Consider the following 17,029-nt stretch of genomic DNA (forward strand, 5'->3'; position numbering starts at 1 on the left):
AGTGGAGGACGGCATGAGCGAGGGCCGCGAGCAGGACCAGCCGGAGGAGCGCGAAGGCGCTGTCCGGCCGTCCACTGCTGCGGCGCGGCGTGAACGTCGTGCCTCCTCTCGCCCGGCCGCCCGCAAGGACGGCAGCAGCGCTGAGTCGAAGAAGAGCGTCCTCAAGGCCGACACCTCGGACGAGGACGTGAAGAAGGGTCGCCCGACCAAGACCCGTGAAGGACAGGAGAAGCGTCCCTCGCTGATCGGGCGGGTCTTCCGCTACATCCGCGAGGTCGTCGGCGAACTCCGCAAGGTGATCTGGCCGACGCGCAAGCAGTTGGTCACCTACACCGGCGTCGTGCTGGTGTTCGTGGTCTTCATGGTGGCGCTGGTGTGGGCTCTCGACCTCGGCTTCGGCGCGGCTGTTTTCGAGCTGTTCGGCTGAGCCGGACAGCTGCCGCTGCAACCAGGAAGCGAGATCCACAGTGAGCTCCGACAACGGCGTTGACGCCCAGGAGAAGACCGACCTCATCGACGACGAGGTGTCCGAGGACACCGCCGCCGACGAGACGGTCGAGTCGGAGGCTGTGGACTCCGAGGACGTCGAGGACGCCGACGTCGAGAACCCGTCCGAAGAGGACGTGGACGTTCTCGCGATCGACGAGACCCCGATCGACGAAGAGATCGCCGACCCCGCCGAAGAGCTGCGCCAGGCCCTGCGCCACGCGCCCGGCGACTGGTACGTCGTGCACTCCTACGCCGGTTACGAGAACAAGGTCAAGGCGAACCTCGAGACTCGTATCCACACCCTCGACATGGAGGACTACATCTTCCAGGTCGAGGTGCCGACCGAAGAGGTCACCGAGATCAAGAACGGCCAGCGCAAGCTGGTGCAGCGCAAGGTGCTGCCCGGCTACATCCTGGTCCGCATGGAGCTCACCGACGCGTCCTGGAGCGCCGTCCGCAACACGCCGGGCGTCACCGGGTTCGTCGGAGCCACCTCGAAGCCCTCGCCCCTCACGATCGACGAGGTGCTGAAGTTCCTGCTCCCGCAGCAGGAGCAGAAGCCGGCCGAGGGCAAGAAGGCCGCCTCCACCAGCGCACCGAAGCCGACCATCGAGGTCGACTTCGAGGTCGGCGAGTCGGTCACCGTCATGGACGGCCCGTTCGCCACGCTGCCCGCCACGATCAGCGAGGTCAACGCGGACGGCCAGAAGCTGAAGGTCCTGGTGTCGATCTTCGGCCGGGAGACGCCGGTCGAGCTGTCGTTCAGCCAGGTCTCCAAGATCTGAGCGGTCTCCCTCCGGGACGACCGATCGGCCACGCTGCGGCTGGCAGGGCCGCGCGCGGACACCGCAATAACAGGAAGTACGGACAATGCCACCCAAGAAGAAGAAGCTGTCAGCGATCATCAAGCTGCAGATCAAGGCTGGTGCCGCCAACCCGGCGCCGCCCGTTGGTCCCGCGCTGGGTCAGCACGGCGTCAACATCATGGAGTTCTGCAAGGCCTACAACGCCGCGACCGAGTCGCAGCGCGGTCAGGTCGTGCCGGTCGAGATCTCCGTGTACGAAGACCGCTCGTTCGACTTCAAGCTCAAGACCCCTCCGGCCGCGCGACTCATCCTCGCCGCCGCGGGTGTCGACAAGGGCAGCGGCGAGCCGCACCGCCTCAAGGTCGCCAAGGTGACCATGGAGCAGGTGCGTCAGATCGCGCAGACCAAGATGGTCGACCTGAACGCGAACGACATCGACCAGGCCGCGAAGATCATCGCCGGCACCGCCCGTTCCATGGGCATCACGGTCGAAGGCTGACCACACCCTCTTTTGAGCAAGCGTGGGAGAGCCGAGCGCGGCTCATTCACCACGAACTGATCCACGGTAAGGACAGAGTTTATGAAGCGCAGCAAGGCCTACAAGGCCGCCGCCGAGCTGGTGGACCGGGAGCGGCTGTACTCGCCGCTGGAGGCCGCCAAGCTCGCCAAGGAAACGTCCAAGGTGAAGCTGGACGCGACCGTCGAGGTCGCGATTCGCCTCGGCGTCGACCCCCGCAAGGCCGACCAGATGGTCCGCGGCACCGTGAACCTGCCGCACGGTACGGGCAAGACCGCCCGCGTGATCGTCTTCGCAACCGGTGACAAGGCCGCCGAGGCCGAGGCCGCCGGTGCGGACGCCGTCGGCTCCGAGGACCTGATCGAGCGCATCCAGGGTGGCTGGCTCGACTTCGACGCCGCGATCGCGACCCCCGACCAGATGGCGAAGGTCGGCCGCATCGCCCGCATCCTCGGCCCGCGTGGCCTGATGCCGAACCCCAAGACCGGCACCGTGACCCCCGAGGTCGCCAAGGCCGTCAACGACATCAAGGGCGGAAAGATCAACTTCCGCGTTGACAAGCAGGCCAACCTGCACTTCGTCATCGGCAAGGTGTCGTTCGACTCCGAGAAGCTGGTCGAGAACTACGCGGCCGCGCTGGACGAGGTGCTCCGCGCCAAGCCGTCCGCGGCCAAGGGCCGGTACGTCAAGAAGGTCACCGTCTCCACGACGATGGGCCCCGGCATCCCGGTCGACCCGAACCGCACCCGCAACCTGCTGGTGGACGAGGCCTGAGCCTCTCCGGTTCGAGCACGACCCCGTGAAAGGCCCCCGGTTCGCCGGGGGCCTTTTCGCTGTTCAGCGCCGGAACGCCTGCCGGTGGTCGCTGGGGGACCTCCCCACCTGCTTCAGGAAGTGGTGGCGCAGGTTGTTGGCCGTGCCGATGCCGCTCAGCGCCGCGACCTTCTCCATCGGCAGGTCGGTCGACTCCAGCAGGACCTGCGCCCTGGTGATGCGTTCGCCCAGCAGCCACTGCAGCGGTGTCGTGCCGGTGGTGGCCTGGAGCCTGCGGTAGAACGTCCGGGGGCTCATCGCCGCCTTGCGGGCGAGGTCCTCGATCGTCAGCGGCTCGTCGAGGCGGGCGCGGGCCCAGTCGAGCACCGGCGCCAGGCCGTCGGCGTCACTGGTGGGGACGGACAGGTCGACGAACTGCCCGAGGTGGCCGGGGCGGTGTCCCGGCACGACCATCCGCCGGGCCAACTGGTTCGCGACGTGGGCGCCGAGGTCGCGGCGGACGAGGTGCAGGCACACGTCGAGACCCGCGGACATGCCCGCGCTGGTCAGCACGTCACCTTCGTCGACGTAGAGCTGGGAGTCGTCGACGTGGATCTTCGGGTAGCGCTCGGCCAGCAGCGCCGTGTGCATCCAGTGCGCGGTGGCCCTCTTGCCGTCCAGCAGGCCGGCTTCGGCGAGGGCGTACGCGCCGACGCACGCCGACACGATCCGTGCGCCGTTGTCGTGAGCGGCGCGCAAGGCCGCGACCAGGTCGGGCGGTACGGGCGCGTTGTCCTCGATGACCTCGTCCGGCACCCACGACACGATGACGGTGTCCGCGCGCACGACGTCCTCAAGCCCGTGCGTGCTGTGCAGGGTGAAGCTCGGAGTGGTGGTGCCGGTGCGGTTTCCGGTGCCGCACAACCACAACTCGTACCAGGGGTCGGCGAGGTCGGGCTGGGGCATGCCGAAGACGGCGGCGGGGATGCCCAGTTCGTAGAGGTCGGCGACGCCGAAGTCGCCGGGGACGATCAGGGCGACGGAACCAGCGCTCATGCCCGCCAGCCTATGGCAGGAATTTGGTGAAAGGGGTCATTCCGGTCACTCGCCAGAGGTGATCACCTCTGGCGAAGCTGGAGCCATGACATCTGAAGCGATCACCGTGCTGGGACTGGGCAATCTGGGGCGTGCGCTGGCCGAGGCGTTCCTGCGGGGCGGGCACTCGGTCACCGTGTGGAACCGTTCCGCCGCAAAGGCTTCCGAGCTCGCGGTGGGCGGAGCGGTGGTGGCGCCGACGGTCGCCGAGGCGGTGGCGTCCGCCGACCTCGTGGTCGTCGCCGTGCTCGACCACGCGGCGGCGCGGGAGGTTCTGCGCGGGGCTGACGTGCGCGGGCGGGCGCTGGTGAACGTCACCTCCGGCACCCCGGAGGAGGCACGCGAGATGGCTCGCCGGGCGGCGGAGCAGGGTGCCGAGTACCTGCACGGCGCCGTGTACGCCGTGCCGCAGACGATCGGGACCGCCGAGTCGTCCATCAACTACAGCGGTTCCTCCGCGGTGCACACCCGGTGGCGGGAAGTGCTGGAGCTGCTGGGAAAGGTCACGTTCCTCGGGGACGACGCCGGGCGCGCGTCCGGGTTCGACGTGGCGATCCTGTCCGCGATGTACGGGTTGCTCGGCGGCTTCCTGCACGCGGCGGCGCTGGCCCGGTCGAGCGGGATCGAGGTCGCCGAGCTCACGCCGCCGCTGCTGTCGTGGCTGACTGATCTGCAGCCCGCGCTGGTCACGTTCGCCGGCGAGATCGACAGCGGGAGCTACGCGGCGGGGGAGTCGAGCCTCGCGATGAACCAGACAGGACTGGGCATGCTCCTGCGTGCCACGCGAGCGCAGGGCGTTCCGTTCGCCGCGCTCGAGTCGGTCAAGGAGCTGGTCGACCGGCAGGTCGCCGAGGGGCACGGCACGGACAGCCTCGCCCGTGCCGTCGAGTCTTTCGAGGCGTCACAACGGTTTGCGGTTCGCGAGTAGGAACACGGGCGGCGCGGCGGGGAAGTCACCGGTGCGCGGGCCGGCCGGCCCGCGCACGCGATCAACCACAGGTGCTGGGGTTCCAGTCGGTGATGACCCAGCCGGCGTTGACCTTCTCGACGACGAACGAGCCGAGCCGCGGGCCGCCCTCGACGGTCAGGGCGCAGGAGTCGATGGTGACCACGTTGGAGGTCGGGGTCTTCAGCATGTCCGGCGGGAACATGACCTGCTGGTACCTGTCGACGCTGGTCACCTGGGCCTTCAGCGTCTTGACCGCCGCCGCGCAATCGCTTGCGCCGTAGGCGTTCGCGAACTTCTGGCGGGTGTCGTCGCGCAGGAACAGCGTGCAGGCGCGGGTCGTGTCCGCGAACGAGACGTGCTTGTAGAACATGCCGACCGTGCCCTGCAGGCCCGCCGGCGCCGAGAGGCCCTGGGCGGGGCCGGTGACGCCACCGCTGTCCTGGGCGATGTCGCCGGGGTCGTCGACGCCGAAGAAGTGGTTGTAGGCCCACATCGCCGAGAAGACGACGAGCAGGAAGAACAGCGCGCGCCAGAAGATGCGGCTGCCGAGCACGACGAGCCACCAGCGCTTGCCGCCGGGCTGCTGCGGGACCTGCGGTGCCTGGCCCGTCGCCTCCTGGTAGCGCTGGAACTCCTGGAAGCGCTGGAACTCCTGGAACTGCCGCAGCTGCTCCGGGTCGATCTGCGGCGCGGGTTGCTGGGGCGCCGGGGGCTGCGGCGTGGGCGGCTGGCGGGGCGCGAGGTCCTTGCCGGGCTCGTCGGTCACACGTCACATCATGCCGATTTGGTCCGCTGCTACACAGTCGAGTACTGTTTTCGATGGTTCTACCGAAGACCGCAGGTTTTCTCCGCGAGGAGAACGAAGGCCCCGTTGCAACACGGGCGGCCCGCGCAGGGAGGACGAGGCAAAGCTTCTTGTGACGCCCCGTGCTGCTTGTGCGCGTGGGCGTTTTTGTTGTTTCGGGACCTTCTCCGATCTGTGGTCTAACCCAGCCCAGAGAGGAGGCGATCATGGCGAAGCCCAGCAAGGTTACGGCGGTCGCTGAGCTCGCGGACCAGTTCCGCACCAGCTCGGCAGCGGTTGTCACCGAGTACCGTGGCCTCTCCATGGCGCAGCTCACGACGCTGCGTCGCGCTCTCGGCGCGGGCACCAAGTACACCGTCGCGAAGAACACGCTGGTCAAGCTGGCCGCCGCGGACGCCGGCATCGAAGGCCTCGAGGCCCTCATGTCCGGTCCGACCGCCATCGCGTTCGTCGAGGGCGAGCCCGTCGACGCCGCCAAGGCGATCCGCGACTTCGCGAAGGACAACAAGGCCCTGGTCATCAAGGGCGGCTACATGGATGGCCGCCCGCTCTCGGTCGAAGAGGTCACCGCCATCGCGGACCTCGAAAGCCGTGAGGTGCTGCTCGCGAAGCTCGCGGGCGCGATGAAGGGCAACCTGGCCAAGGCCGCGGGTCTGTTCAACGCCCCGGCTTCCCAGGTCGCTCGCCTGGCTGCTGCCCTGCAGGAGAAGAAGGCCGCCGCGGCTCCCGCCGCCGAGGCCGACGCTCCCGCCGAAAGCTGATCACCCGAAGACACGCCCGGCGCTTTCGCGCGGGAGATTAGAAAGGACCGCCGATCATGGCGAAGCTCAGCACCGAAGAGCTGCTCGACGCTTTCAAGGAGATGACCCTCCTGGAGCTGTCCGAGTTCGTGAAGCAGTTCGAGGAGACCTTCGAGGTCACCGCCGCGGCGCCCGTCGCCGTTGCCGCCGCGGGCCCGGCCGGCCCCGCTGCCGCCGCCGAGGAGGAGAAGGACGAGTTCACCGTCGTTCTCGAGGGCGCCGGCGACAAGAAGATCCAGGTCATCAAGGTCGTCCGCGAGGTCGTCTCGGGCCTGGGCCTGAAGGAGGCCAAGGAGCTCGTCGAGTCCGCTCCGAAGCCGCTGCTCGAGAACGTCGCCAAGGACGTTGCCGAGGCCGCCAAGGAGAAGCTCGAGGCTGCCGGCGCCAAGATCTCGCTCAAGTGAGACCTGCCCCTTCGGGGGCTTGACCCCTCCGGGGGTCGGCGTTCTGCCTTGCAGTGCCTGAAGCGGGCGCGCACCTTTCAACGGGGGTGCGCGCCCGCTTTTCGCGTTCTCCGGGTTCGTCCGGTTCGCAGGCGGCTGCCGTTGCAGGCGGTGTGTTTGGAGTCACATCGGTCTCGAAAATCCCGGTTGTCAGGCGGTGGCCCAGGCGTCGGTGACCGTTTTGCGAGGTCACGCTGCGTGCTGTTATCCGACCGCAACCGTCGTTAGGCCAACTGGTGAGTAACCTGCCGCGAACGAACTCGTTGCCCCAGTGTGACGCCGATCGCCTCGGCGTCCTCGGGCCGTGTGCGGAGGTGCGTGGATGGGTGTCGAGGTGGTCGTCGAGGGTCTGACCAAGTCCTTCGGCAAGCAGACCATCTGGCAGGACGTCACGCTCACGTTGCCGCCGGGTGAGGTCAGCGTGATGCTCGGGCCGTCGGGCACGGGCAAGAGCGTGTTCCTGAAGTCGTTGGTCGGATTGCTCAAGCCCGAGCAGGGCAAGATCGTCATCAACGGCACGGACCTCGTGCGGTGCTCCGAGCACAAGCTGTACGAGATCCGGAAGATGTTCGGCGTGCTGTTCCAGGACGGTGCGCTGTTCGGGTCGATGAACCTGTACGACAACATCGCCTTCCCGTTGCGGGAGCACACCCGCAAGACCGAGGCCGAGGTCCGGCGGATCGTCCTCGAGAAGATGGAGATGGTCGGTCTCGTCGGTGCGGAGAAGAAGCTCCCCGGTGAGATCTCCGGCGGTATGCGCAAGAGGGCCGGTCTCGCCCGTGCGCTGGTGCTCGACCCCGAGATCATCCTGTGCGACGAGCCGGACTCCGGGCTGGACCCCGTCCGGACCGCCTACCTCAGCCAGCTGCTGATCGACCTCAACGCGCAGATCGACGCGACGATCCTGATCGTCACGCACAACATCAACATCGCCCGGACCGTGCCGGACAACCTCGGGATGCTGTTCCGGCGGGAGCTCGTCATGTTCGGGCCGCGCGAGGTGCTGCTGACCAGTGACGAGCCTGTCGTCGAGCAGTTCCTCAACGGGCGGCGGCTCGGGCCCATCGGCATGTCCGAGGAGAAGGACCAGGCGACGATGGCCGCCGAGCAGGCCCACGCCGACGCCGGGCACTCGGACGGGTCGCCGGACGAGGACATGCGGGGTGTCGTGCCGCAGCTGGAGCCGACGCCCGGGCTGCCCTACCGGGATGCGGTGCGGCGGCGGAAGGACCGGGTCATGTCGATCATCCACCAGCTGCCGTTCGAGGCCCAGCAGGGGATCATCGCGAGCCTGACGAGCGAGGAGCAGGTGCGGTACGGCGTGCACGTCGGGATGCCCGTCCCCGCTCCCGCGCCTTCCCCCTGGCCGCGGCACGGTGGTGTGCTGTGAGCACCCAGACCTTTCCCGGGGCCGGCGCTCTGCGGGAGACCGGCAAGCTGTGCCAGCTCGGGATCGACGTCGTGCGGACGTCGTTCCGGCGGCCCTTCCAGCTGCGCGAGTTCATCCAGCAGAGCTGGTTCATCGTCAGCGTGACGGTGTTGCCGACGGCGCTCGTGTCGATTCCGTTCGGCGCGGTCATCGCGCTGCAGCTCGGGTCGCTGACGCGGCAGATCGGTGCTCAGTCGTTCACGGGTGCGGCGAGCGTGCTGGCGATCATCCAGCAGGCCAGTCCGATCGTGACGGCGCTGCTCATCGCGGGCGCGGGTGGCAGTGCCATCTGCGCGGACCTCGGGTCGCGGAAGATCCGCGAGGAGATCGACGCGATGGAGGTGCTCGGCGTCAGCCCGATCCACCGGCTCGTGGTGCCGCGGGTGCTGGCGGCGATGCTGGTGTCCGTGCTGCTCAACGGCATGGTCAGCGTCGTCGGTGTGCTCGGCGGCTACTTCTTCAACGTGATCATGCAGGACGGCACGCCCGGCGCGTACCTCGCGAGCTTCTCCGCGCTGGCGCAGCTGCCCGACCTGTGGATCAGCGAGCTCAAGGCGCTGATCTTCGGGTTCATCGCGGGCATCGTCGCCGCCTACCGGGGCCTCAACCCGTCCGGTGGGCCGAAGGGCGTCGGGGACGCGGTCAACCAGGCCGTGGTCATCACGTTCCTGCTGCTGTTCTTCGTCAACTTCGTCCTCACCACGATCTACCTGCAGGTCGTGCCCGCGAAGGGGAGCTGATGGCGAACAAGGTGCTGTCCACCCTGGACGGGTTCGGCGACCAGCTGTCGTTCTACATCAAGGCGCTGGCCTGGACGCCCCGCGCGCTCAGGCGGTACTCCAAGGAGACGCTGCGGCTGCTGGCCGAGGTGAGCTTCGGCAGCGGTGCGCTCGCGGTCATCGGCGGCACGATCGGCGTGATGGTCGGGCTGAGCGTGTTCACCGGGACCGTCGTCGGCCTGCAGGGCTTCACGGCCCTCAACCAGATCGGCACGTCCGCGTTCGCGGGCTTCGTGTCCGCCTACTTCAACACCCGCGAGATCGCGCCGCTGGTCGCGGGACTGGCCCTGAGCGCCACGGTCGGGTCCGGCTTCACGGCCCAGCTCGGCGCGATGCGGATCTCCGAGGAGATCGACGCGCTGGAGGTCATGGGCATCCCCAGCCTGCCGTTCCTCGTGACCACGCGGATCATCGCGGGTTTCGTCGCGATCATCCCGCTCTACGTGATCGGCCTGCTGACGAGCTACCTGGCGGCGAGAACGATCACCGTCGAGTTCTACGGGCAGTCGGCCGGCACGTACGACCACTACTTCAACCTGTTCCTGCCGCCGATCGACGTGCTCTGGTCGTTCGGCAAGGTGCTGGTCTTCGCGGTCGTGATCATCATGACCCACTGCTACTACGGCTACCGCGCGTCCGGTGGCCCCGCCGGTGTCGGTGTCGCGGTCGGCCGCGCGGTGCGGACCGCGATCGTCACGACGGCGCTGCTCGACTTCTTCCTGAGCCTCGCGATCTGGGGCGCGACGACGACGGTGAGGATCGCGGGATGATGCCGAAGAAGGGGTCGCAGCGCGTTCTGGGCATCGCCTTCCTCCTCGCGATCGCCATGTTCCTGTCGCTCACGGTGGCGCTCTACAAGGACGTCTTCAGCGACTACGTCGAGGTCACGCTCAAGACCGACCGCATCGGCAACCAGCTGCAGACCGCGAGCGACGTCAAGGTGCGCGGGCTGATCGTCGGCTCGGTCAAGGCCGTGCGCACCAGCGGTGACGGTGCCGAGCTGGAGCTCGCGCTGCTGCCGGACAAGGTGGAGCAGATCCCCGCCAACGTCAGCGCGCGGCTGCTGCCCAAGACGTTGTTCGGCGAGCGGTACGTGAACCTCGTGCTGCCGCAGCGCAAGGGCGCGGCCATCACCGAGGGCGCGGTCATCGAGCAGGACCGCACCAGCAGCGCGATCGAGCTCGAACGCGTGCTGGACAACCTGATGCCGGTGCTGCAGGCGATCCAGCCGGAGAAGCTCGCCACCACCCTCACCGCGTTGTCGCAGGCGCTCGACGGCCGCGGCAAGCCGCTCGGCGAGACGCTGGTGTCGCTCGACTCCTACCTCGGCGAGCTCAACCCGCAGCTGCCCGCGCTGAAGGAGAACATCTCCCGGCTCGCGGACGTCTCGAACGTCTACGCGGACGCCGCGCCGGACCTGCTGCAGGCGCTCAACGACATGACCACGACGACCAGGACCGTCGTCGAGCAGCGCGACAACCTGCTGTCGCTCTACGGCACGCTGACCACGACGTCGCAGGACCTCACGAGCTTCGTCACGGTCAACAAGAACAACATCATCAACCTCGCCGGCACGAGCCGCCCGACGCTCGAGCTGCTCGCGAAGTACGCGCCCGAGTACCCCTGCCTGCTCAAGGGCCTCGCGGAGTTCGAACCGGTCATCAGCAAGGCGTTCGGCCAGGGCACCAACGAGCCCGGTCTGCACATCACGCTGGAGATCACGCAGAACCGCGGCAAGTACCGGCCGAACCTCGACGAGCCCGAGTACCGCGACAAGCGCGGACCCCGCTGCTACGACCTGGTCCCGCGGCCGGACCCCTTCCCGCAGTACCCGCCGGACGGGCCGGTGCAGGACGGCTCCAGCTCACCGCCGCCCGCCCGCGTCGCGAACGACGGGGTCCTGCCGCCCGGCTCCACCATCCCGTCGTCCGCGCGGGACGCCGTCAACCTCGCCAACTCGCCGGAGGAGGCGCGGCTGGTCGCGGCGCTGTTCGGTCCCCGCGTCGGCGTCGAGCCGCAGGACATGCCGGGCTGGTCGAGCCTGCTGCTGGGACCGCTCGTGCGCGGAGCGGAGGTGACGGTCGAGTGAAGGGCGTGCTCGCACCGCTGCTCAAGCTGATCACCTTCGCGCTGGTCACGATCCTCGCCACGACGCTGCTCGCGGTGACGATCGCCAACGTGGACCTCGGCGCCGCCACGGACTACAAGGCGCAGTTCACCGACGTCACGGCGTTGAACGAGGGTGATGACGTCCGCATCGCCGGCGTCCGCGTCGGCCAGGTCGACGAGATCCGGATCGTCGACCGCAAGACCGCCGAGGTGGCGTTCTCGATCGACGGCGACCGCAGGCTGCCGGGGTCGGTGACGGCGACGATCAAGTACCGCAACCTGGTGGGGCAGCGGTACATCGCGCTGGAGTCCGGCACGGGCGACACCAGCGCCGTGCTGCCCGAGGGCGGCACGATCCCGCTGGACCGCACGAAACCGGCGCTCGACCTCACGGTGCTGTTCAACGGCTTCAAGCCGCTCTTCCAGGCGCTGTCGCCGGAGGACGTGAACAAGCTGTCGTTCGAGATCATCCAGGTGCTGCAGGGAGAAGGCAGCACGATCGACAGCCTGCTGCGGCACACGGCGTCGCTGACCAGCACCCTCGCGAGCAAGGACGAGGTGATCGGCGAGGTCGTCGACAACCTCAACACCGCCCTCGAGACCGTGAACTCGCGCGACGAGGACTTCACCAACCTCGTCGTCACGTTGCAGACGCTGGTGTCCGGCCTCGCGCAGGACCGCCAACCGATCGGGGACGCGATCACCGCGCTCGGCGACCTCACCCAGGCCACCGCCGGGCTGCTGGAGCAGGGGCGCGAGCCGTTGCGCAACGACATCGCGCAGCTCGGCATCGTCTCGAAGACGCTGGGGGACAGCGAGGCCGTGGTCGACGGCATGCTGCAACGCCTGCCGAACAAGCTGGAGACGATCACGCGGACCGCGACCTACGGCTCGTGGTTCAACTTCTACCTGTGCGAGGCCAGCGGCCAGGTCGCCGTGCCGCCGGTCATCAGCAACCCGATCCCGATCACGGCGCTGCCGGTGACGCAGCAGAGGTGCCGCCGATGAAGACCACCAACCCGATCAGGACCGGCGCGATCAGCCTGACGTTGATCGCCCTGTTGCTGCTGGCCGCGTTCTACTCCGACGACCTGCCGATCGTCGGCGGCGGCACGAGCTACGCCGCGGACTTCAGCGAGGCCGCGGGACTGGTGCCGGGCAACGAGGTCCGCGTCGCCGGCGTGAAGGTCGGCAAGGTCACCAAGGTCGAGCTCAACGGCGACAGGGTGCGGGTGACGTTCAAGGTCAAGGACGCCTGGGTGGGCGACCGGACGACCGCGATGATCCGCATCAAGACGTTGCTGGGCCAGAAGTTCGTGGCGCTGGACCCGCAGGGCAGCCAGCCGCTGTCGCCGGGCAACCCGATCCCGAAGGAACGCACGCTCGCGCCGTACGACGTGAACGAGGCGTTCAACGGGCTCGCGACGACGGTCGGCCAGATCGACACCAAGCAGCTCGCGGACAGCTTCACGGTCCTGTCCGACACCTTCAAGAACTCGCCGGAGCACGTCCGCGGCGCGCTGGACGGCCTGTCCGCGCTGTCGAAGACGATCTCCTCGCGCGACGAGCAGCTCGCGAAGCTCCTGGACAACACCCGGCAGCTGACCAAGACGCTCGCCGACCGCAACGCGGAGTTCGAGAAGCTGCTGTCGGACGGCAACCTGCTGCTCGGCGAGCTGCGCAAGCGACGCGAGGCGATCAGCGCGCTGCTGACCGGCACGCGCGACCTGTCCCGTGAGCTCAGCGGTCTGGTGCAGGACAACCAGAACCAGCTCAAGCCGGCCCTGGAGCAGCTCGGCCGGGTCACCGGGGTGCTGGAGCGCAACCAGGAGAACCTCGACCGCAGCCTCGCGCTGATGGCGCCGTTCTACCGGGTGTTCGCGAACACCCTGGGCAACGGCCGCTGGTTCGACACCTACATCTGCGGTCTGCTGCCGCCCTCGGTGAACCTCGGCGTCGTCGGGTTCAACGAGGAAGGCTGCCTGCCTCCGGGGGTGCGGCGATGACTGACGTGGCACAGAGCAGGGTCGGGCGCTTCATCGCGATCGCGTGCGTGCTCGCACTGGTCGTGACGGCGGCGCTCTGGTGGGTCTTCGCCGGCATGAACGGGCGGAGGGTCACCGCGCACTTCGCGGCGGCCGTCGGCGTCTACCCCGGCGGTGACGTGCGGGTGCTCGGCGTGAAGGTCGGCACGATCGACGAGGTCACGCCCGAGGGCAGGACCGTGAAGGTCGTGTTCACCCTCGACCGCGACGTGCGGGTGCCCGAGAACGCGCAGGCCGTCGTGGTCTCGCCGAGCGTGGTCAGCGACCGGTACGTGCAGCTCGCGCCCGCCTACACCGGTGGCCCCGCGCTGGGCGACGACGCCGTGATCCCGCGCGAGCGCACCGCGACGCCGGTCGAGCTGGACGAGCTGTACTCGTCGCTCGACAAGCTCACGACCGCGTTGGGACCCAACGGCGCGAACGCCGACGGGGCGCTCGCCGACCTGCTGAACTCGGCGGCGAAGAACCTCGAGGGCAACGGCCAGGCGCTCAACGACACGCTGAAGAACCTGGGCCAGGCCACGCGCACGCTGTCGGGGTCCAAGGAGGACCTGTTCGCGACCGTGGACAACCTGCAGAAGTTCACCGCGATGCTGGCGGCGAACGACAGCCAGGTGCGGGACTTCAACAAGCAGCTCGCCGACGTGTCGAAGATGCTCGCCGACGAACGCGGCGACCTCGGTGCCGCGCTCTCGGAGCTCGCCACCGCGCTGGGGCAGGTGCAGGGGTTCGTCAAGGACAACCGCGAGGTGCTCAAGTCCAACGTGGACAAGCTCGCCACGATCACGCAGGTGCTGGTGAACCAGCGGGCGGCGCTGGCCGAGACGCTCGACGTCGCCCCGCTGGCCCTGGGCAACCTGCAGAACTCCTACAACGCGGCGTCCGGCACGCTCGACACCCGCGCGAACATCAACGAGCTGAACCAGCCGCCGATCGTGCTGGTCTGCAAGCTCGTGCAGCAGGCGACGCCGAACAACGTGCCGCCCGTGCTCGCGCAGACGTGCAAGCAGCTGGAGCCGTTGCTGACCGGCGCGATCCCGCTGAAGTCGCCGGCCGAGGTGCTGGGCGACCTGAACGCGGGCAGGCTGCCGCTGCCCCTGCCGCTCGCGGGGGTGCCGCAGTGAGGAAGCTCGTGGCGGGACTGACCGCGGTGCTGCTCGTGTCGGGCTGCGGCTCGGGTGGCTTCGACGGCGTCTACACCATGCCGCTGCCGGGCGGTGCCGACGTCGGTGACCACCCGTACCGGGTGAAGGCGCAGTTCAAGGACGTCCTCGACCTCGTGCCGCAGGCCGGCGTGAAGGTCAACGACGTGCCGGTGGGGCGCGTGGAGAAGATCGACCTGGGCTCCGACGGCTGGACCGCCGAGGTGACCATGCTGGTCAACGGCGACGTGCGGCTGCCGGCCAACGCGTTCGCGAAGCTGCGCCAGTCGGCGCTGCTGGGCGAGAAGTTCGTGGAGCTCGGCAAGCCCTCCGACGCGACCGGCACGCTGGCGGACAACGCGGTGATCCCGTTGTCGAAGACGAACCGCAACCCCGAGGTCGAAGAGGTCTTCGGCGCGTTGTCGATGCTGCTCAACGGCGGTGGTGTCGCGCAGCTGCAGAACGTCACCAAGGAGCTCAACGCGGCGCTGGAGGGCAACGAGCAGGAGATCCGCTCGTTGCTGGGCAACCTCAACACCTTCGTCGGGGAGCTCGACGAGCACAAGGCGGAGATCGTCCGCGCGCTCGACTCGATGAACCGGCTCGCCGGGACGCTGGCGCAGCAGCGCGAGAAGATCGCCGTCGCGCTGACCGACCTGGAGCCCGGCCTGCGCGTGCTGGCGGAACAGCGCACCCAGCTCGTGACGTTGCTGAAGTCCCTGGACACCCTCTCCGACGTCGCCACGGACACCGTGAACCGCAGCCGTGACGACATCGTGGCGGACCTGAAGGCGTTGCAGCCGACGCTGACGAAGCTCGCCGAGTCGGGGCAGAACCTGCCGAAGTCGCTCGAGCTGCTGCTGACCTACCCGTTCCCGGACGAGGCGCTCGACGGCATCAAGGGCGACTACACCAACGCGTTCATCGACCTCGACCTGAACCTGGGGACGATCGTCGACAACCTGGGCCGGTCGCGGCAGTCGCCGATCGACTCTCTGCTGCCGACGCCGGGTACTCCGTTGCCGATGCCGAACATCCCGCTGCCGAACCCCGGGCAACCGACCGGGTCCGGGCTGGGCGACCTGCTCGGCGGTCTGCTGGGAGGGGGTCGCAAGTGATCCTGCGGTCGACGAAGCTCAAGATCGGCGCGTTCGTGCTGGTCGCGTTGCTGGGCATCTCGTACGTCAGCGCGACGTACGTGGGCCTGTTCAAGTCGGCGTCGACGGTCGTGACGATGCAGCTCGCCGACTCCGGCGGCATCTTCACCAACGCCGAGGTCACCTACCGCGGCGTCACGATCGGCCGGGTCGGGCAGCTGCGGCTGACCTCCGACGGCATCGAGGTCGACCTGGAGCTCGACGCGGACGCCCCGCGCGTGCCGGCCGCGACCGAGGCCGTCGTGGCCAACCGGTCCGCCGTCGGCGAGCAGTACGTGGACCTGCGGCCGAAGTCGGACGAGGGCCCGTTCCTCCAGGCCGGGTCGGTCATCCCGCGCTCGGCCACCAGGACGCCGCCGCCGGTCGACGGGCTGCTGTCCAACCTGGACGCGTTCGCGTCGTCGGTGCCCACGGACTCGTTGAAGACCGTGGTCGACGAGCTGCACACGGCGTTCAACGGGACCGGTGGCGACCTCCAGCTGCTGATCGACAACACCGCCGCGTTCACGGCCGCCGCGCGCGAGCACCTGCCGCAGACCACGAAGCTGCTCGCGGACGGGCGGATCGTGCTCGGCACGCAGGCCGCCGCCGGTGGAGCCATCCGGTCGTTCAGCGGTGACCTGCGGCTGCTCGCCGAGCAGCTCAAGGCCTCCGACGGCGACCTGCGGCGGCTCATCGTCGCCGTGCCGCCCGCGTCGGAGCAGGTGTCGGCGTTGCTGAAGGAGAGCGGGCCGAACCTCGGGGTGGTCTTCGCGAACCTGCTGACCACCTCGAACATCCTCGTGACCAGGCGCGACGGTCTGGAGCAGATCGCCGTGACGTACCCGATCGCCGTCGGTGGCGGCTTCACCGTGGCGCCGGGTGACGGGACGGCCCACTTCGGGCTCGCGCTGAACGTCTTCGACCCGATGCCGTGCACGGCCGGGTACGAGGGCACGACCATCCGCACGGGCGACGACACGTCCGCCGCGCCGCTGAACACGCAGGCCTACTGCGCTCTGGCGCGCGGGTCGGCGACGTCGGTGCGAGGCTCGCAGAACGCGCCGTACGGAGGAACGCCGACGACACCGGTGGGCAACGCGACGACGCAGCCCGGTCAGGAGCCGGCCGGGCAGCAGGCGGCGCCCGAGGTGCCGCTGCTGACGTCGCTGGGCCAGCTGCTCGGTTTGCCAGAGGAGAAGAAGTAGTGCGGATCTTCACGGTGGTCGCCGTGGTGCTGGCGGTGCTGGCGTTCGGCTTCGCGGCGTACGCGGGCGTGGCCTGGTACTCGGCGTCGCACTCGTCGGAGTCGTCGTTCGCCGCGACGCGCGACGAGGCCCTGCGCTCCGGCCAGGTCGGCATCACGAACTTCCTGACGCTCGACTACCGGAAGGTCGACGAGGACCTGCAGCGCTGGCTCAGCTCGTCGACCGGCGACCTGCGCGCCGAGATCGACAAGGACAAGGACTCGCGCAAGAAGCAGCTGGTCGACGCCAAGTCCGTGACGACGTCGAAGGTCCTCGACGCCGCGATCACCGAGCTGGACGACCGCGCGGGCAGCGCCTCGATGATCGCCGTCGTCGAGAGCACCGTGACGCCCGACGGCGGCCAGAAGGTCACCAAGATCAACCGGTACCTGACGAAGCTCACCCGCACCGAGGACGGCTGGAAGCTGAGCCAGCTGGGCCCGCTGCGGGCCGGCGTCTGATCCGGCCAGAGTTGATTGGACGAG

19 protein-coding genes are annotated in these 17,029 nt (G+C 68.8%); 17 read left to right on the plus strand and 2 right to left on the minus strand.

The window, feature by feature from the left end; genetic code table 11:
* The first annotated feature begins 13 nt into the window (after window positions 1–13).
* From secE to rplA, 4 genes are all read left to right on the plus strand, one after another.
* Window positions 14–427: a preprotein translocase subunit SecE gene (secE, locus tag V1227_RS30915; RefSeq protein ID WP_236216762.1), complete on the plus strand. Its 414-nt coding sequence runs from the start codon at window positions 14–16 to the stop codon at window positions 425–427.
* Between the two features lie 40 nt (window positions 428–467).
* Complete coding sequence (nusG, locus tag V1227_RS30920; protein WP_329788841.1) at window positions 468–1,274, plus strand: transcription termination/antitermination protein NusG; 807 nt, start codon at window positions 468–470, stop codon at window positions 1,272–1,274.
* An 85-nt stretch (window positions 1,275–1,359) separates the two neighbouring features.
* Window positions 1,360–1,794 carry a 50S ribosomal protein L11 gene (gene rplK, locus V1227_RS30925; protein ID WP_053733180.1) on the plus strand — a complete coding sequence of 145 codons (435 nt, stop codon included), beginning with the start codon at window positions 1,360–1,362 and terminating at the stop codon, window positions 1,792–1,794.
* 81 nt (window positions 1,795–1,875) lie between these two features.
* Window positions 1,876–2,586 carry a 50S ribosomal protein L1 gene (gene rplA / locus V1227_RS30930; protein WP_167970833.1) on the plus strand — a complete coding sequence of 237 codons (711 nt, stop codon included), beginning with the start codon at window positions 1,876–1,878 and terminating at the stop codon, window positions 2,584–2,586.
* 63 nt (window positions 2,587–2,649) lie between these two features.
* Here rplA and V1227_RS30935 read toward each other — a convergent pair whose 3' ends face one another.
* Complete coding sequence (locus tag V1227_RS30935) at window positions 2,650–3,621, minus strand: helix-turn-helix domain-containing protein (RefSeq protein ID WP_329788842.1); 972 nt, start codon at window positions 3,619–3,621, stop codon at window positions 2,650–2,652.
* Between the two features lie 85 nt (window positions 3,622–3,706).
* Here V1227_RS30935 and V1227_RS30940 point away from each other — a divergent pair, with 85 nt between their 5' ends.
* Complete coding sequence (locus V1227_RS30940) at window positions 3,707–4,588, plus strand: NAD(P)-dependent oxidoreductase (RefSeq protein ID WP_329788843.1); 882 nt, start codon at window positions 3,707–3,709, stop codon at window positions 4,586–4,588.
* A gap of 61 nt (window positions 4,589–4,649) precedes the next feature.
* On the opposite strand, the gene V1227_RS30945 is transcribed toward V1227_RS30940, so the two are convergent.
* Window positions 4,650–5,375, minus strand: a complete 726-nt coding sequence (locus V1227_RS30945) for a hypothetical protein (protein WP_329788844.1) — start codon at window positions 5,373–5,375, stop codon at window positions 4,650–4,652.
* A gap of 245 nt (window positions 5,376–5,620) precedes the next feature.
* On the opposite strand from V1227_RS30945, the gene rplJ reads away from it, so the two are divergent.
* The 12 genes from rplJ to V1227_RS31005 all read left to right on the plus strand — a co-directional run bounded on the left by rplJ (window position 5,621) and on the right by V1227_RS31005 (window position 17,005).
* Entirely contained in the window at window positions 5,621–6,175 is a 555-nt protein-coding gene (gene rplJ, locus V1227_RS30950; RefSeq protein ID WP_329788845.1) for a 50S ribosomal protein L10, read from the plus strand.
* Between the two features lie 56 nt (window positions 6,176–6,231).
* The gene (rplL, locus tag V1227_RS30955; RefSeq protein WP_089915389.1) at window positions 6,232–6,618 is read left to right on the plus strand and encodes a 50S ribosomal protein L7/L12; all 387 of its coding nucleotides are present in this window, start codon (window positions 6,232–6,234) and stop codon (window positions 6,616–6,618) included.
* 361 nt (window positions 6,619–6,979) lie between these two features.
* Window positions 6,980–8,047 (plus strand): ABC transporter ATP-binding protein, encoded by a 1,068-nt coding sequence (locus V1227_RS30960; protein ID WP_329788846.1) that lies wholly within the window; start codon window positions 6,980–6,982, stop codon window positions 8,045–8,047.
* Window positions 8,044–8,826 (plus strand): MlaE family ABC transporter permease, encoded by a 783-nt coding sequence (locus V1227_RS30965; protein WP_329788847.1) that lies wholly within the window; start codon window positions 8,044–8,046, stop codon window positions 8,824–8,826. The genes V1227_RS30960 and V1227_RS30965 overlap by 4 nt, the downstream gene beginning before the upstream one ends.
* Window positions 8,826–9,635, plus strand: coding sequence for an MlaE family ABC transporter permease (locus tag V1227_RS30970; RefSeq protein ID WP_329788848.1), 810 nt, complete (start codon window positions 8,826–8,828; stop codon window positions 9,633–9,635). Before V1227_RS30965 ends, V1227_RS30970 begins: the two co-directional genes overlap by 1 nt.
* A complete protein-coding gene (locus V1227_RS30975) occupies window positions 9,632–10,954 on the plus strand; it encodes an MCE family protein (protein ID WP_329788849.1) in 1,323 nt (440 codons plus the stop codon). The genes V1227_RS30970 and V1227_RS30975 overlap by 4 nt, the downstream gene beginning before the upstream one ends.
* Window positions 10,951–11,982, plus strand: a complete 1,032-nt coding sequence (locus tag V1227_RS30980; protein ID WP_329788850.1) for an MCE family protein — start codon at window positions 10,951–10,953, stop codon at window positions 11,980–11,982. The genes V1227_RS30975 and V1227_RS30980 overlap by 4 nt, the downstream gene beginning before the upstream one ends.
* A complete protein-coding gene (locus tag V1227_RS30985; protein ID WP_329788851.1) occupies window positions 11,979–12,980 on the plus strand; it encodes an MCE family protein in 1,002 nt (333 codons plus the stop codon). Before V1227_RS30980 ends, V1227_RS30985 begins: the two co-directional genes overlap by 4 nt.
* Window positions 12,977–14,143: an MCE family protein gene (locus V1227_RS30990; protein WP_329788852.1), complete on the plus strand. Its 1,167-nt coding sequence runs from the start codon at window positions 12,977–12,979 to the stop codon at window positions 14,141–14,143. Before V1227_RS30985 ends, V1227_RS30990 begins: the two co-directional genes overlap by 4 nt.
* A complete protein-coding gene (locus tag V1227_RS30995; RefSeq protein WP_329788853.1) occupies window positions 14,140–15,279 on the plus strand; it encodes an MCE family protein in 1,140 nt (379 codons plus the stop codon). The genes V1227_RS30990 and V1227_RS30995 overlap by 4 nt, the downstream gene beginning before the upstream one ends.
* Window positions 15,276–16,505 (plus strand): MCE family protein, encoded by a 1,230-nt coding sequence (locus tag V1227_RS31000; protein WP_329788854.1) that lies wholly within the window; start codon window positions 15,276–15,278, stop codon window positions 16,503–16,505. The genes V1227_RS30995 and V1227_RS31000 overlap by 4 nt, the downstream gene beginning before the upstream one ends.
* Window positions 16,505–17,005 (plus strand): hypothetical protein, encoded by a 501-nt coding sequence (locus tag V1227_RS31005; protein ID WP_329788855.1) that lies wholly within the window; start codon window positions 16,505–16,507, stop codon window positions 17,003–17,005. Before V1227_RS31000 ends, V1227_RS31005 begins: the two co-directional genes overlap by 1 nt.
* The last annotated feature ends 24 nt before the right edge of the window (window positions 17,006–17,029 follow it).

The sequence above is a fragment of the Lentzea sp. DG1S-22 genome, assembly GCF_036321065.1.
In the GTDB taxonomy this organism is placed as follows: domain Bacteria; phylum Actinomycetota; class Actinomycetes; order Mycobacteriales; family Pseudonocardiaceae; genus Lentzea; species Lentzea jiangxiensis.